Source organism: Rhodoferax sp. (assembly GCF_010365055.1).
In the GTDB taxonomy this organism is placed as follows: Bacteria; Pseudomonadota; Gammaproteobacteria; order Burkholderiales; family Burkholderiaceae_C; genus Rhodoferax.
Map to the genome: position 1 here is coordinate 1 of NZ_JAAFHA010000085.1, position 16028 is coordinate 16028.

The 16028-nt window shown below is 61.6% G+C and carries 13 protein-coding genes; 2 read left to right on the forward strand and 11 right to left on the reverse strand.

All coding sequences use genetic code 11. The features are described from left to right. Window positions 1–131 precede the first annotated feature (131 nt). Window positions 132–518, reverse strand: a complete 387-nt coding sequence (locus tag GZ093_RS16095) for a hypothetical protein (protein ID WP_296487766.1) — start codon at window positions 516–518, stop codon at window positions 132–134. Window positions 519–715: 197 nt separating this feature from the next. Between GZ093_RS16095 and GZ093_RS16100 the strand changes: the two genes are divergently transcribed. Next, window positions 716–3742, forward strand: a complete 3027-nt coding sequence (locus GZ093_RS16100) for an AAA family ATPase (RefSeq protein WP_296487768.1) — start codon at window positions 716–718, stop codon at window positions 3740–3742. Between the two features lie 433 nt (window positions 3743–4175). On the opposite strand, the gene GZ093_RS16105 is transcribed toward GZ093_RS16100, so the two are convergent. The 7 genes from GZ093_RS16105 to dcd form a co-directional block, all read right to left on the reverse strand. Next, window positions 4176–4691 carry a formate hydrogenlyase gene (locus GZ093_RS16105; RefSeq protein ID WP_296487796.1) on the reverse strand — a complete coding sequence of 172 codons (516 nt, stop codon included), beginning with the start codon at window positions 4689–4691 and terminating at the stop codon, window positions 4176–4178. Next, on the reverse strand, window positions 4691–6250 hold the full coding sequence (locus GZ093_RS16110) for an NADH-quinone oxidoreductase subunit C (RefSeq protein ID WP_296487771.1): 1560 nt from the start codon (window positions 6248–6250) through the stop codon (window positions 4691–4693). The genes GZ093_RS16105 and GZ093_RS16110 overlap by 1 nt, the downstream gene beginning before the upstream one ends. A 4-nt stretch (window positions 6251–6254) precedes the next feature. Then, a complete protein-coding gene (locus GZ093_RS16115) occupies window positions 6255–7709 on the reverse strand; it encodes a hydrogenase 4 subunit F (RefSeq protein WP_296487774.1) in 1455 nt (484 codons plus the stop codon). Between the two features lie 2 nt (window positions 7710–7711). Beyond that, entirely contained in the window at window positions 7712–8371 is a 660-nt protein-coding gene (locus GZ093_RS16120) for a formate hydrogenlyase (protein ID WP_296487778.1), read from the reverse strand. After that, window positions 8368–9318 carry an NADH-quinone oxidoreductase subunit H gene (locus GZ093_RS16125; RefSeq protein ID WP_296487780.1) on the reverse strand — a complete coding sequence of 317 codons (951 nt, stop codon included), beginning with the start codon at window positions 9316–9318 and terminating at the stop codon, window positions 8368–8370. Before GZ093_RS16125 ends, GZ093_RS16120 begins: the two co-directional genes overlap by 4 nt. Further along, entirely contained in the window at window positions 9315–11339 is a 2025-nt protein-coding gene (hyfB, locus tag GZ093_RS16130) for a hydrogenase 4 subunit B (protein ID WP_296487783.1), read from the reverse strand. The genes GZ093_RS16125 and hyfB overlap by 4 nt, the downstream gene beginning before the upstream one ends. Before the next feature lie 101 nt (window positions 11340–11440). Beyond that, complete coding sequence (gene dcd / locus GZ093_RS16135) at window positions 11441–12010, reverse strand: dCTP deaminase (RefSeq protein WP_296487786.1); 570 nt, start codon at window positions 12008–12010, stop codon at window positions 11441–11443. A gap of 147 nt (window positions 12011–12157) precedes the next feature. Here dcd and GZ093_RS16140 point away from each other — a divergent pair, with 147 nt between their 5' ends. Beyond that, complete coding sequence (locus tag GZ093_RS16140) at window positions 12158–12556, forward strand: hypothetical protein (protein WP_296487788.1); 399 nt, start codon at window positions 12158–12160, stop codon at window positions 12554–12556. Window positions 12557–12673: 117 nt separating this feature from the next. Here the strand turns inward: GZ093_RS16140 and guaD are convergent, their stop codons facing one another. The 3 genes from guaD to GZ093_RS16155 all read right to left on the reverse strand — a co-directional run. Next, entirely contained in the window at window positions 12674–14011 is a 1338-nt protein-coding gene (gene guaD / locus GZ093_RS16145) for a guanine deaminase (RefSeq protein WP_296487789.1), read from the reverse strand. Further along, complete coding sequence (locus GZ093_RS16150) at window positions 14008–15099, reverse strand: BMP family ABC transporter substrate-binding protein (protein ID WP_296487792.1); 1092 nt, start codon at window positions 15097–15099, stop codon at window positions 14008–14010. The genes guaD and GZ093_RS16150 overlap by 4 nt, the downstream gene beginning before the upstream one ends. 68 nt (window positions 15100–15167) lie before the next feature. Beyond that, a partial coding sequence (locus GZ093_RS16155) for an NAD-dependent epimerase/dehydratase family protein (protein ID WP_296487794.1) occupies window positions 15168–16028 on the reverse strand: 861 nt, incomplete at its 5' end.

The window sequence follows — 16028 nt, forward strand, 5'->3', positions numbered from 1 at the left end:
AATCCACGGGTCAGTCACCTCTTTTTGTATTCAAATTCAAGTGCTTACGCTCGTGACCTCGACGTCATGCCGCTTATGTAAGTGCCATTCGGGTTAACTTCGTCTCGGTTCGCCCAACTTACGACGGGGGCTCAGCCTTTGACTTTTTCAATCATGTGGTTGATGACATGGCTGTGCTCATGCTGAGGGCTGAACATGACAATGTCCGCGTCTGCCTCGACTTTGACGTTGTGCCCCGGGGGCCAGTAAAACAGATCATTCGCCTTGACGGTTTCCTGCGCGCCGTGTGCGTCGGTCGTGGTGAGTTGGCCGCGCACGACGAAGCCCCAGTGCGGGCACTGGCACATATTGCCTTCCAGTCCCTGAAACAAGGGGGTGGTATCGACGCCCGCTGAAAGGCTGAAGTACTCGCCGCTGATCTTGCCCAATCCGGTCGCATCGCCAAAATCCGTTCGCTGACGAATGACGGCACCGGGTATCTCCATCTTGATGTCCACGTTATCTTTGGCGATTCGCATGTTTGATTCTCCTGTTGAGTTGAAAGACGCTGCGTGATCGAGGCTTTTGCAATCCAGGACCTCGCAGAGGTATTGCACACCTGTGGCATCGACATCGGGTCACCCGGAAATAGACAAACAGGGAGACAAAAAAGGGGACAAATGCAGGGTGCAGGAACATAATTCCACGACCGGGGCAACATGGACAGGGGCCGCAGATGAATGAGCAGGGCAACTCTTTCGGATACTGGCTGCGACGACGACGCAAGGCGCTTGACCTGACGCAGGACGCGCTGGCACAAAGAGTCAGTTGTTCACAGGCCGCCATCAAAAAAATTGAAGCCGAGGAGCGCCGCCCGTCGCGAGGACTGGCGCAACGCCTGGCCGAGCATCTCGCCATTCCCGCGCAGGAGCGAGCGGCATTTCTGCAAGCCGCGCGCACCCTGCAAACGTCTGACCGCTTGCCGCTGGCTGATGTGCCCATCGCCGCTATGACCGCTGCTGCTGCCGGCGATGCGCTGGACCATGCAGGCGATCAAAAGTCCCCCTTTGTTGGGCGCCACAACGAGTATGGTCAGTTTCTCGGCCTGATCGCCAGGCTCACCACGGGCTGTGGTCATGTGGTGCTGATCGAAGGTGAAGCCGGCATCGGCAAGAGCTGGCTCATGACCGAGGTGGCGGCTTATGCGCAGCAGCGGGCTTTGCCTGTGCTGGCCACGAACTGCTACGAAATTGAGCATGCCATTGCCTATCAACCGGTCATTGACCTTGCCACTCAAGCGTGCCGGACCGCCCCCGAGGAGCGGTTGCGCCAGATCACGCCGACGCTGCTGGCTGAGATCGCCGCGCTGGTGCCGGCCATGACCGACCGCCTGCTTGACCTGCAGCCTTTGTCAGCGGACTACCCCGAGGCGCGCCAGGCGCGCTTGTTTCAGGCCTTGGCAAAGCTCTTTGACGCGCTGGCACAAGGCCGACAGTTGATTGTCATGATCGACGACATTCAATGGGCCGACGACGCCAGCCTGCAATTTCTGCATTTTCTGGCGCGCCAGATTGTGAATCGACCGGTTCTCTTTGCCTGCGCCTACCGGGACGAAGAACTTGACAACAATCAACGCCTCGCCAGTCTGCTGGAGAGCCTGCGTCGTGAACCGCACACGCGGCACATGGCGCTGGCGCGGCTCGGACCGGGGGATACCGAAGAATTGCTCGCCAAGTTGAACGACCCGAAACTCAGCGCACCCCATCTCGCGGCCCGACTGCATGACGAATCAGACGGAAATCCGTTCTTTCTGTGGTCGCTCATGCATTCCCTGAGAGAAGTCAACGGCGCGGCCAGCGACGCAGCCAGCCTGCCACTGCCAGACACCTTGCGTGACTCGGTGCGTGTGCGTCTGGCCCGCCTGCCACATGAAGATCGGCCGCTGCTCGATTTGGCAGCAGTGCTCGGGCGCCGTTTTGACTTCGAAACTTTGCTCACTTTGACCCACTCACCCGAGGAGATTTTTCTGCACACCATGGAGTCTCTGGTGAGGCGCCGGTTGCTGCGCGAAGACCCCGAGTGGGGCTTCTATGATTTCAGCCACGACAAGGTGCGAGAGGTGGTCTACCGCGATATCGGCACGGCCCGACGTGTGTTGCTGCATCGTGCCGTGGCAGAAATGCTGGAGCAGCATTCATCAAGCAATTTGCATGAGCGTGTTGCCCGTCTCGGCGAACACTACGAGCGCGGTCACGTGTGGTCCAAAGCCGTGCATTACTTTGGCTTGGCTGCCGACCACTCGCAGAAGCTGTTTGCCATGCGCGAGTCGCTGCAATGGTTTGATCGCGCGGTGGCCTTGCTGCAAGTCCATTCAGAGGCGGCGACGCAAGCGCAACAACTTGCCCTTTACGAGCAGCGCGGCGCGGCGCGTGCGCAGGTCGGTCAGATCGACGGTGCTGTGGCGGACTTTCAGCGAGTGATTGATGCGGCGCGCGCGCTGGGCGAGCATGCGCATGCGCGTGATGTCTTGATCCAACTCGGTATGGCCTATCGGCGCGCTGATGCCTACCAGCAGGCCATTGTCTGCCTGGATGAGGCGCTCAAGGCGTCGTGCGCTATGGGCGATGAACGGCATGCGGCCGATACCTTGTACCACTTGGGTACGGTCGCCTGGAGCAATGGGCGCAACGATTTGGCGATTGCGTACCACCAGCAAGCGGTGGATATCTGTGAGCGTTTGGGCCTGACGGACCTGGTGGCCGTACAGGCTTTTCATGGCCGGGGGGAGGCTTATTTCGCCAGCGCCGAACCGGCTGCAGCCATCGTGTCATTCTCGCGCTCTCTTGAGCTGGCACGCGGCATCGACGACAGGAGTTATGAGTCGGAGAACCTGATGATGATCGCTTGGGCCTGCACCGGTCATACGGGGCTGGCTGACTACTCTCGGGCGTTGTCTTACTTCGATGCAGCGCTCAGCATTGCCCGCACCGCTGACCTGCAATGGCACCTGGGTCCTACACTGATTGGACGCGCCAATGTGCAAGTGGCACTCGGAAAATTTGGCGAGGCATGGGTGGATTTGAACGAAGCGCTGCCTCGGCTGGAGACACTGCGACTGGTCCGGTACCAGATCATGGCAAATGATGCGTTTGGTTGTCTGTTTCTTGACTTGAATTTGCACGGGCAGGCCTTGCAGCACTTCGAGCGTGGCCTGAAGCTCGCGCACGATGCGGGAATCATTTACTGGCTACCCAAGCTGCGCGCCAATCTGGTGATTGCACAATTGCGGCTCGGTATTCCTATAGATCGTGCCGCTTTACAGGCGGCCTTGCAATACTCACAAGATCACAGCGAAGTCTGGTCGACTTTGCACTGCCTGGAGGCATTCGCCGAGTTGGCGCTGGTGAATGGCGACACGGAGGGATGCGTCAGCTATGCGGACCAGTTGCTGGCGCTGGCATCGCGTGGCGAGCTGCGCGAACTGATGGGTCAAGCGCATCGTCTGCGCGGTCTGGCCTGGCTTGCTGCCCATGTGTATGAATCTGCGCGCAAGGAATTGACGCTGGCGCTGACGCTAGCGGAGCAGATCGGACGCGTCCGACTCGCATGGGAGTGCCACCGGGCACTCGCTCGGGTTGCCGCGGCACTGGGAGATGGACGTGGCCAAAATGATCGACAAGCTCGCGCACGCGCGCTGGTCGATCAAATTGCTGAGAACCTGCGTGGATCAGGGTTGACGTCCAATTTTGGGGCTGATCAATGAGTGTGAATGGCGTGCGAGCTCAGTCAATAGGCATGACCGCTTTTGGACTCACATTTTGTGTAACCCAAGGGCGGCAATGGGCACCAACACAAAGTTCACGAACGGCTTCGGACTGGCAATGCATGGGACTGCCGGAAAGGTGCCGGTCGCCATTACCCGGTAGACGCTGCAAAGAAGTCACACAGGTGCTGCGATTGGACGTCAATCGTGGGCATTGTGGTTCCATCGATTGCGCCTACTTTTCCAATGCAGTTGTAGAGGCATGAATCACCGCAAAAGCATCACTTTTGAATTTTGGTTTCGTTGCCATGACATATCTCCACAAAGTCCCCGGCTGCCAACACTTGACTGACCTGGTTTTCGGTTCACCCCACATGGCTTTTACCCTCTCGCCCGCCTTCAAACAACGCTCGCCCGCAGGAGATGAGTCGGGCTACGCAATCCGCCGACGCACCGCGCTCAGGATGCCGCGCAATATTTCTAGCGGTGGTGGCGGGCAGCCCGGCACCACCCAATCGACCGGGATCACGTTCGACACACGGCCACAACTGGCATAGCTTTCGCCAAAAATACCGCCATCGCAACCGCAATCGCCCACCGCGACAACCAGTTTGGGTTCAGGAATGGCGTCATAGGTGCGCTTGAGCGCGGTCACCATGTTCCGGGACACCGGGCCGGTCACCAGCAGCATGTCGGCGTGGCGTGGGCTGGCAACGAACTTGATGCCCAGGCCCTCGATGTTGTAGTAGGGGTTGCCCAGCGCATTGATTTCAAGCTCGCAGCCGTTGCATGAGCCGGCATCCACCATGCGAATCGCCAGCGACTGGCCCAAAATGGCCAGCACCTCGGCCTGTAAGCGCCCAATCTCGTTGGCGACGGCCTCCCCGATATCGGGTGCGGGCTCGGTGCGAATGCCGTTCTTGGCAATTTGCTTGACGATTCTCCAAATCATAAATCGTGGCCCGAGTAGCTGAGGTTGAACGACTTGTTGATGAGCGGAAAGTCCGGCACGATGTTGCCGATGATGGCGTGCTCCAGCACCGGCCAGTTCTGCCAGGACGGATCATGCAAATGGCAACGGCGAATGCGCTGCTCGCTGCTGGCACCGCTCAGCTCCAGCGCCACAAATATCTCGCCGCGCCAGCCTTCGACCCAACCCACGCCGCGAGCAGCCTGCGCGGGCAAGACCAGCTCCTGGCGCAAGGGACCGGCCGGCAGACCCGCCAGAATCAGTTTGATCAAGCGCAGCGACTCCAGCACTTCGTCAAAACGCACCGCCACCCGGGCGGCCACGTCGCCATTGCGGTGCGTGGCCATCTTGACCTGCAAAACGTCATAGGGCGCGGCCGCATGATCGCAGCGCAGGTCCCAGGCTTGCGCACTGGCGCGCCCGGCCAGACCGGTCAGGCCCAGTTGGGCTGCGAGCGCCGGGCTGACGCGCCCGGTGGTCATGAAACGATCCTGCAAGCCCGCATGCTCTTCGTAGATGGCATGCAGGGTCTGCACCTCGCGCGCCACGGCGTCGCACTGCCGGGTTAGTTGGTCAATATGCGCACCATGAATGTCATGCGTCACGCCGCCGGGCAGCACGCAGTCCATCATCAAACGGTGGCCAAACATCTCCTTGGACAAGCGCAGCCAGTCTTCGCGCAGGCGCGAGAACTGCGCCAGGCCAAAGGCGAAGGCGGCGTCGTTGCCCAAGGCCCCCAGATCGCCCAGATGGCTGGCGACGCGTTCGCGCTCGAGCATCAAGGCGCGCATCCACAAGGCGCGCGGCGGCACCGCGCAGGCGCTGGCCGACTCCAGTGCCATGCAATAACCCCAGGCGTAAGCCACCGTCGAATCACCCGAGACCCGACCCGCCAGGCGACTGGCCAGCAAAGGGTCCAACTGCGTCATGCGCTGCTCGATGCCCTTGTGCGTGTAGCCCAGGCGCTGCTCCAGGCGCAACACTTTTTCACCAACCACCGAGAAGCGAAAATGCCCCGGCTCGATGATGCCCGCATGCACCGGGCCCACGGCAATTTCATGCACGCCATCGCCTTCGACGCGCACAAACGGGTAGTTGATCAAGTCCGAACCGGGAAAGGACGCCGGTGCCTCAGCCCCATGGCGCAGCGGGAAATAATCAAGCGGCCAGGCGCCATGGTTCAGCCACGGGCGCTGGTCTTTGCTGCCCTTGGTCAGAATGCCCGACATGTCAGCGGCAGCGCGCTGCATGCGGGCGGCAGCGGGAAAGAAAGGCAGCAAGTCGGGGTAAGTCGGTTGTTCGTCGTCCAGAGGCAACTCCAGCCAGAGCAAGCCCTCCAGCACGACAAAGGCCGCGCAGGCGACCGGCTGCGGCGCATCGCCCAGCCCGGCCCCACCCCACATCGCCAGCAAGCGTCCGCCGCCCTCGCGCACGGCGGCAGCGCCGGCGCGCCATTCGTCCACGCTGACCTGCGCATGCCAGATCGGCACCGGGGCCATCAGGCGCTGCAATTCAACATCGAAGCCAGAAATCTTCATCAGCTCAACCTCCCAGCATGCGCGCGGCTTCGACATACCAAGCGTTCAGATAAGGCGGAATGTACAAGCCCAGCACCAGGCCCAGCCCCAGGTGCACGAACACCGGCACCAGGGCTGGCGGGTGCGCCAGAGGTTTGAGCGTGGTCTCGCCAAACACCATCGGCAAGACCCGGATCAGCATCGAGGCAAAGGCCACACCGAGCGACACAAACAGAAATGGCGCCGCCCAGGGCTGCTCGCGCATGGCGGTGGTCAATATCAAAAATTCGCTGGCAAACACGCCGAACGGCGGCATGCCCAGAATCGCCATCACGCCCAGGATTAGGCCCCAGCCGATGGTCGGATTGACCTTGATCAGGCCGCGAATCTCGCTCATGACCTGCGTGCCGGCTTTTTGCGTGGCGTGCCCCACTGCAAAGAAGATCGCCGACTTGATCAGCGAATGCACCGTCATGTGCAACAGACCGGCAAAGTTGGCCACCGGCCCGCCCATGCCAAAGGCAAAAGTGATCAAACCCATGTGCTCGATCGACGAATAAGAAAACATGCGCTTGACGTCTTTTTGCCGGGAGATGAAGAAGGTCGCCACCACCACCGACAGCAGGCCGAAACCCATCATGAGCTGGCCCGCCAGCTGGTTATGCAAGGCGCCATCGGTCAGCACCTTGCAGCGTAAGAGCGCGTACATCGCCACATTGAGCAACAAGCCCGACAGCACCGCCGACACCGGCGTCGGGCCTTCGGCATGGGCATCGGGCAACCAGCTGTGCAGGGGCACCATGCCGACCTTGGTACCGTAACCAATCAGCAAAAAAGCAAACGCCAGCGTGATGATGGACGGGTCAAGCTGGCCCTTGATCGCATCCAGATTGGTCCACAGTAGCGTGGCCCCGTGCGGGCCGAGCACTTTTTCGGCTGCCATGTAGAGCAACACGGTGCCAAACAGGGCCTGCGCAATGCCCACGCCACACAAAATAAAGTATTTCCAGGCCGCCTCCAGACTCGCAGCGGTGCGGTACACGCTGACCAGCAGCACGGTGGTCAGGGTCGCCGCCTCCATCGCTACCCACAGAATGCCCAGGTTGTTGGTCGTGAAGCCCAGCAGCATGGTGAAGCTGAACAACTGGTACATGCTGTGGTACAGGCGCATGCGCGGGGGTGTCATCTTGCCGTGGTCTTGCTCTATGCGCATGTACGGGCGCGAAAATATCGCCGTTGTCATGCCGACAAAGGCGGTGAGCGTGACCATGAACACATTGAGCGCGTCGATGAAAAACTGGTCATGCCAGACCAAGATCGGACCCTCCGCAATGATTTCAGCGGTGAGCACGCAGGCTGCCAGAAAGGTGCCCAGGCTAAAAGCCACGTTAATGTCGCGGGCGTACTGCCGGTGCCCGATCAGCGCCAGCACGGCACCGCCCAGCAACGGGAAACCCAGGACAAAAAACAGGGTGGACACGGTCAGTCTTCCTTGAGGGTTTCGAGGTTGTGAATGTCCAGGCTGTCGAACTTCTCGCGAATCTGGAACATGAACACACCCAGAATCAGCACGCCCACGAGCACATCGAGCGCAATGCCAAACTCGACAATCATCGGCATGCCGTTGGTGACCGTGGTGGCGGCGAATATCAGGCCGTTTTCCATCGACAAGAAGCCGATCACCTGCGGCACCGCTTTGGAGCGCGTGATCATCATCAGGAACGACAGCAGCACGCAGGCCAGCGCGATCCCCAGGGAGCCGCCCGCCATCGACGTGGACAGACGCGAGATCGGCAAGGCCAGGCTGAAGGAAAAAATCACCAGCGCAATGCCCACCAGCATGGTCGTCGGAATGTTGATGAGGGTGTCGACGTCCCAGCGCACATTGAGCTTGCGGATGACGCGGTGCAGCATCCACGGAATAAAGATGACCTTGAGCAGCAGGGTCAGGGCGGCTGACACGTAAAGATCGGGCTGATGCGTAACGTAGCCGAGCAGCACCGACGCCGCCACCAGCGCGGCGCCCTGGATGGTGAACAGATTGATCAGGGAGACGATGCGCCGCTGCGAGATCATGGCGAACGACAGCATCAGGATCAGGGTCGCAAACAGGTTGATCAACTGGGGCGCGAGCTTGATCATCCGACCCCCAGCAAGATGTTGACCAGCAGCCCGATCACGGCCAACAGAAAAGCGGTACCCAGGAACTCCGGCACACGAAATATCCGCATCTTGGCGCTCAAGGTCTCGATCAGGGCCAGGAGCACACCGCCCAGGGCCAGCTTGACAACGAGCACGGGCAGCGCCAGCAGCAGCGCCAGTGGCGCATGGGCCTCGGCCACACCCCACGGGAAGAACAGCGCCAGCCCGATGCAGGAGTAGGCAAACAGCTTCAGGCTGGCCGCCCACTCCAGCAGTGCCAGATGCCGCCCGGAATACTCCAGAATCATGGACTCATGAATCATGGTGAGTTCCAGATGGGTGTCGGGGTTGTCCACCGGCACCCGCGCGTTCTCGGCCAGCGACACCATGGTGAACGCCACGCCAGCCACCAGCAGGCTCGGGTAAATGGCCAACTCGCGATGCGCCAGCGTTTCAACAATGGTGGTCAGCGAGGTCGAGCGCGAGATCATGGAGGCGCAAAACAGCACCATCAGCAAGGCCGGTTCAGCCAGAAAGCCGACCAGCATTTCCCGGCGCGCACCGAGCGAGCCAAAGGCGGTGCCGACATCCATGGCCGCCAGGGAGATGAAGACCCGCGCCAGGGCGAACAAGCCCACCAGCGCAATGGCGTCGGCCGCTGGCGACAAGGGCAGGTCGGTCGACAAGGTCGGGATGATGGCGCTGGCCAGCAGCATGCAGCCGAAAACAATATAGGGCGCCATCCGAAACAGCGGCGAAGCGTGCTCGGCCAGCACCGATTCCTTGTTGAACAGCTTGTGCAACACCCGGTAGGGCTGCAACAGACCGGGCGCCGACTTGTTCTGCAAGCGGGCGCGCCACTGGTTGACCCAGCCCGAGAGCAGGGGCGCCATGACCAGCGCCATCACGATCGCCATCAGTTGCGACAGCAGACCGAGCCAGCTCATTGCTTCACCACCAGAAGCACCACGATCAAGGTGATGAAGCTGTACATCAGATAGACCGCAATGCGCCCCTGCTGCAACATGCCAATGACTTTCGAGATGCGCTCCACCAGCCGGGCGATCGGCAGGTAGAGCCAGTACCAGAGCGGGTCTTCGACCGTCACGCGGTAGCTGGGTTGCTCGTCAAAGGGCGAAGGCAGCTCGCGCTTCATGCGAAACATGGGGTCGAAAATCTGCCGGATCGGCTGCCCGAAGCCTTCAGCCGAGTCCTGCATGCGGGCGTCCTGCCACGGGTAACCGCAGTCCCAGGCCGGGGCGCGCCGAATCCGGCCGCTGTAGACACGGCGCACCAGCAGGTAAGTCAAGGCAAAGAAGAACATCACGCCAAGCAGGAAGATCGCCGGCGCATAGCTGGCGCGCTCAACGCTCACGGGCACCAGCAGCCAACCACTGGTGGCGACCGTCTTGGCCAGGCCCGCCGACACCAGCAACTGGGTGACCGGGTCAATCAGGGCAATCACCTGGTTGGGGAACAGCCCCAACACGACACAGCCCGCCGTGAGCCAAAGCATGCCGGCGCGCTCCCACGGGCCGGCATCGTGCGCCCCGGCGAGTTTTTCTTCACGCGGCTGCCCCAGGAAGATGACGCCAAAATACTTGACCATGGTGTAGCCCGAGAGCGCCGCAATCAGCGCAATCAAGGCCGCCATCACCGGCACCAGCATATTGAGAACGGAGCTCGGCAGCCCAGAGGTGAATAAAAAGCTCTGCAGCAGCAGCCACTCGGCGATGAAGCCACCAAAGGGCGGCAGGCCGGCGCAGGCCAGCACGCCAATCAGCGTCGGCCAGGCGACCCAGGGCATGTAGCGCATCAAACCACCCAATTTGCCCAGGCTTCGTTCGCCCGTGGCGTGCAGCACAGCACCGGTGCTACAGAACAGCAGGCTCTTGAAAAATGCGTGGCTCAGCAGGTGGTACAGCGCCGCAGTCAGCGCCAATGCAGCCAGGGCGTGCATGCCGTAGCTTGAGAACAGCAGCGACAAGCCGAAACCGGCGCAGATCAAGCCGACGTTTTCGATCGAGGAGTAGGCCAGCAGGCGTTTCATTTCCACCTGCACGGTGGAGAAAATAACGCCGAACAGCGCCGTGGCCAAGCCGATGGCCATCAGCATCACGCCCCACCACCAAATTTTGGTTTGCAGCAGGTCAAAGGACACGCGCAAGATGCCGTACAGCGCCATCTTGAGCATCACGCCGCTCATCAGGGCCGACATCGGCGACGGCGCTGCCGGATGCGCCTCCGGCAACCAGGCATGCAGCGGCAAAATGCCGGCCTTGGCGCCAAAGCCAAACACCGCCAGCACAAACGCCACCGAGCCCCAGAACGGCGACAGGTGCTGGGCCCGCATGTTGGCGAAGGTGTAGTCACCGGTATTGGCCTGCAAGACACCAAAGCACAGCAGAATGCCCAGTGCGCCGATGTGCGCCACCAGCATGTACAGGTAGCCGGCAAAACGGATTTCAGGAATGCGGTGGTTGGCAATCACCAGGAAGAACGAGGAAAAGGCCATGGTTTCCCACACCACCATAAAGGCATAGGCGTCGTCGGCGATCACAACCATGGCCATGCTGGCCAGAAAAATATGGTATTCAAGGCAGATCAAGCCCGGTGGCGTGCCCTCACCCTGGCGGAAGTAACCGGCGGCAAAAGCCGACACCCCAGCAGACACACCGCCAATGACGATCAGGAAGAAGGCCGACAGACTGTCCAGGCGCAAATGAAACGGCAGTTGCGGCAAGCCGATCGGCAAAATGGCCACCTCCGGCCCGCTGAATGCGGCGCTGATACCCACCCCCATCAGCAGCAAACCCAAGAGCCCGCCCGCCGGGAACAGCACCACCGCCACCAGCCGGAAGCGCCGCAGCGCAAACACACCCAGCACCCCGATCAACAACCAGCTCGCCACCACCACCAAAACCCAGTCCAGATGAACCCAAGAAAAGGGATGGAGCCAGGCGTTCATGGTGCGTTAGCGGGACAAAAGGGTTGTAAGCATAGGACGCCGATGGTACGCGCTGTCGCTCTGTTGAGCATGATGCTGCGCAAGCGCCGACTGCACCAAACTCAGGCGCGCGGCAGCGTCACGCCCACCTGGCCCTGGTACTTGCCGCCGCGGTCTTTGTAGGAAATTTCGCAGACTTCATCGCTCTCAAAAAACAGCACTTGCGCACAGCCTTCACCGGCGTAAATCTTGGCCGGCAGCGGCGTGGTGTTGGAAAACTCCAGCGTGACGTAGCCTTCCCACTCGGGCTCAAACGGGGTCACGTTGACGATGATGCCGCAGCGCGCATAAGTGCTTTTTCCCAGGCAGATGGTGAGCACGTTGCGCGGAATGCGAAAGTACTCCATGGTGCGCGCCAGCGCAAAGCTGTTGGGCGGGATGATGCAGCTGTCCCCGTGAAAATCAACAAAGCTCTTCTCGTCGAAGTTTTTCGGATCCACCACCGTGCTGTGGATGTTGGTGAAAACCTTGAACTCGGGCGCACAGCGGATGTCATAGCCGTAGCTGCTGGTGCCATAGCTGACGATCTTGTTGCCGCTGGCATCCTGGCGGATCTGGCCCGGTTCGAAGGGCTCAATCATGCCGGTGGTCTCTGCCATGTGGCGAATCCATTTGTCACTTTTGATAGTCATGAGAATGAGGCTCCAGGGTTGGGCCAGATTGTAAGCGTGGCAATTGCTATCAAATCAGAGAAATCAGGCTAATAGGGCCGTGGGTTAGCGGCCGGTTTCATTGCGAATACGCAAGGGCTGCGCCCCAGCGTGACCCGATCATGCGGCATGAGCAAACCGACTAAATCGCGCGCAGGTGGGCCCGGCGCTGCACGCAGCAAGCCGCTCGCGCGTAAGCGCTATGTCTGCCTTTTGCCGCTTCAATTGGCCTCACGGTTTGAGGCCCTGCACGAGGCCTATCCCGGCAAGAAGCGAAGTCAACTTCTGGAGGAACTGCTGCGCCTGGGCTTGAGCGAGGTCGAACAGGCCTGGGCCGGCGCCGCCGCTACAGAGTCGGTATTTCGCCCCGACACCCGCCAGCCGATCTACCTGCCGACCGGGCCCTTTGCCGAGTTTCATAGCCTGGTTCAAAAGCATCATCTGGCGCTGGAGCATGAATTTGCCGGGGCGGATGATCCCCAAGCGGCGTACCCGGTGGATGACTACGCGCTGAACGCCAAGGAGTAGCGAACAGCCCCAGCGAAGCGCTGGAGTCACCCGGGCCGGTTCAGCCCGTTCACCGGCATGAATTCAAAATCAATAGCTATAAACCCTTTAAAGACGGGGGCTACAGGCCGAAATTGCTTATATTTTTTGCGAAATGACCGTTCTTTCCACCAACCGGTCATCGCCCAGCACGATCAGGGCAAACAGCAGCTCGTCAAGGCTGTTGGCGCTGGCGGTGCGGCGCGCCAGCAAGGGCGTGGCCTGCGGGTTCAGGACCACAAAATCGGCTTCGCAGCCCGGCTGCAAATTGCCTATTGATGGCGCACCGTGCGCGCCCGCCAGCCCCAGCGCCTGCCCTGCGCCCAGGGTGTGCTGCCACCACAACTGCTGCGGCGCCAGCGACATACCCGCTTTGCTCTGCCCTTCGCCGCCCACGTAATAGGCCGCCAGCATGGTGTGAAACGGGCTGAAGCTGGTGCCGCCGCCGACATCGCTGGCCAGGCCGTACCGGAACCCCGCGCGGTCGGCTGCGCCATAGTCAAAAAAGCCGCTGCCCAGGAACAGATTGCTGGTCGGGCAGATTGCGGCACTGGCGCCAGCGTCGCGCAGCAGGGCGCGATCGGTCGCGTCCAGGTGCAGGCAGTGGGCGTAGACGGCGCGCGGGCGCAGCAGGCCAAAGTCGCCATAGGTGGCCAGGTAGCTGCGCGACTGCGGGAACAATTCACGCGCCCATTTGATTTCATCCGCGTTCTCCGCCACATGCGATTGAATCCACACCTCGGGGTATTTGGCGGCCAGTTCTCCGGCGCCGCGCAATTGGGCGTCACTACAGCTCGGCGCAAATCGCGGCGTGATGGCGTAGCCCAGACGCCCCCTGCCCTGCCACTTCTGGATCAGTGCCTCGGAGTCGATCAGGCTTTGCTCGGTTGCGCCCAGTGCCCCGTCCGGGGCCGCGCGATTGAGCAGCTTGTTGGGCGCATGGCGGTCCATCAGGCACAGGCCGGTGATCAGGCGCATCCGGTGTTCGAGCGCCGCCGTGAACAGCGCGTCGACCGATGCAATGTGCGAGGTGGCAAACGCCAGTGCAGTCGTCACGCCGTTGCGCAGCAGTTCTGCTATGAAAAATTGAGCTGCCTCAGCACAGTAGTCGCGGGCTGCGAAGCGTTCTTCTTCGGGAAAGGTGTACTTCTCCAGCCATGGCAGCAAACCCGCGGCCGGTGAGCCCATCACGTTGGTCTGCGCGTAGTGCAGGTGCATGTCGACAAAGCCGGGCGCGATGAGGCGCCCCGGCAGGTGTTCGGTCGGCACGCTTGAGAACTGCTGGCGCAGATCAGAGTACGCGCCCACCGCCTGCACCACCTGTGTGCCGTCGGCCTTGGGCCCGACGACCAGCAGACCGTCTTCCTCGTAAATGGCGGCTGAAGCGGGCTCGCGCTCAGGGTTGAAGCGCAGGACGGCGGCGCGGTAGGCTTTCAAGGCAGCTGCCCCTGCACCCCTTGCACCAGCCAGTTCATCTTGAGAATCTGCACATCACTGAGGGTCTGGCCTTTGGCAATCACCTCTTGGCCCGCGTTGTTCAGCACCGCTTGAGTCGCATGGAACGGGTGCAGCTTGCCCGCCGCAATGTCCTTCTGGCGGGCCAGGACTTCCTGCTGCACCGCCTTCGGCACCTTCGAGCCAAAACCGGTCACCTTGATCATGCCCTCGCGCACGCCGCCCCAGACATTGCCGCTCTTCCAGCGGCCGTCCAGCAGCGCTTGGGCGCGCTCGGTGTAGTAGTTGCCCCATTGGTGCGTGACGGCGACGATCTGCGCGTCGGGCGCGATTCTGCGCATGTCTGAGTGGTAGCCCACAGCCAGTTTGCCGCGCTCCTGCGCCGCCACCATCACGGCCGATGAACCCGTATGGAAGGCGATCACATCGACATTCTGATTAAACAAGGTCATGGCGGCGTCGCGCTCGCGCGTCGGGTCAAACCAGTTATTGAGCCACACCACTTTGACTTCAGCCTTCGGGTTGACCGAGCGCATGCCCAGCGCGAAGGCGTTGATGCCTTGCAGCACTTCCGGAATCGGAAAACCCGCCACGTAGCCCGCCAGATTGCTCCGTGTCATGCGCCCGGCCGCGATGCCCGCCAGGTAACGGCCCTCGTAATAACGCGCATTCGCTGCGGCCACATTGGGCGCGGTCTTGTAGCCGGTGATGGACTCGAACTTGAGCTCCGGAAACTCCTGCGCCACCTTGAGCGTGGGCTCCATGTAGCCAAAGCTGGGCGTGAAGATGAGCTTGTGGCCGGTGGCGGCGAGGTCGCGAATCACGCGCTCGGCATCGGGCCCTTCGGCGACATTTTCCACATAGGTGGTTTTGACGCGAGCGCCCAAGGCCGCCTCAACCGCCCGGCGGCCTTCGTCGTGCTGGCGCACCCAGCCGGCATCCAACAGCGGCGCCACATAGACAAAGCCGATCTTGAGAGGCTCCGGGGTCGCGACGGGTGCGGGGGGCTTGGAAAAAACGGGGGAAAGAAAACAGGCGGCCGCGATCACGGCTGCGAGGTTTTTATACATGGTAGTCCTCTACATGGCTCCGAAACATAAAAGCAAAGCCCGCCGGAGCAGCGGGCCTTGAGTCGATTTTAGCTGTGCCCCGGCGTCAGCAAGCCCTGGGCCACCGTCGGGTAGCGCAGCCTTACGCGCAATTCATGCTTGAGGCGCGTGTTGTCCATGCGGCGCGACTCGCTCATGAAACTCAGCAGCATCAAGGGCAGCTGCGCGCTGGCGGTGCTGCGGGGAACCCGCGGCGGGCGCGGCAAACCATACAGATCAGCGGCCAGGTCAAAGTAGTCGCCCATCTTGAAGCAGCCGTCATCGTTGACGTTGTAGATGCGTTGCGCTCGGGCGCGCCACAGTGCCGCCACGCAGGCGCGCGCCAGGTCGTCGGCATGGATGTGGTTGGTGTACACATCGTCAGCAGCCTGCAGCACTGGCGTGCCTTTGAGCAGCCGCGCCTGCGGCGTGCCGTTCGGGCGGTCCGGCGCATAGATGCCGGGAATGCGCAAGATGCTCGAGCGCACACCGCTGGCGCGGCCAAAGAAGCGCACCGCGTTTTCTGCATCAATTCGCCGCTTGGCCCTCGTCGTATCTGCATGAGTAGCTCTTGTTTCTGTAGCAATTTCACCCTGGCAATCCCCATAGACGCCGCTGGTGGAGCCGTACACCAGGGTGCTTGGGCGGGCGCGCAGGGCCAGGGCGCGGGTCAAGGCCCGGCTGCGTGGGTCCAGCCAGCCCTCATCGGGCGGCGGCGCCAGATGAACCACCCGATGCGCCAACCCGGCCAGGCGGCGCAGCGTCTCAGGGGCATCCAGGTTGCCAGCTAAGGGCGTGATGCCGCGCTGACGCAGCTCCAGCGTGCGCTGCACGCTGGAGGTGAGTGCCAGCAGCCGCACGCGCGCGGGCAGCGCCTGCGCCACGCGCAGGCCGATATCGCCACAGCCGAC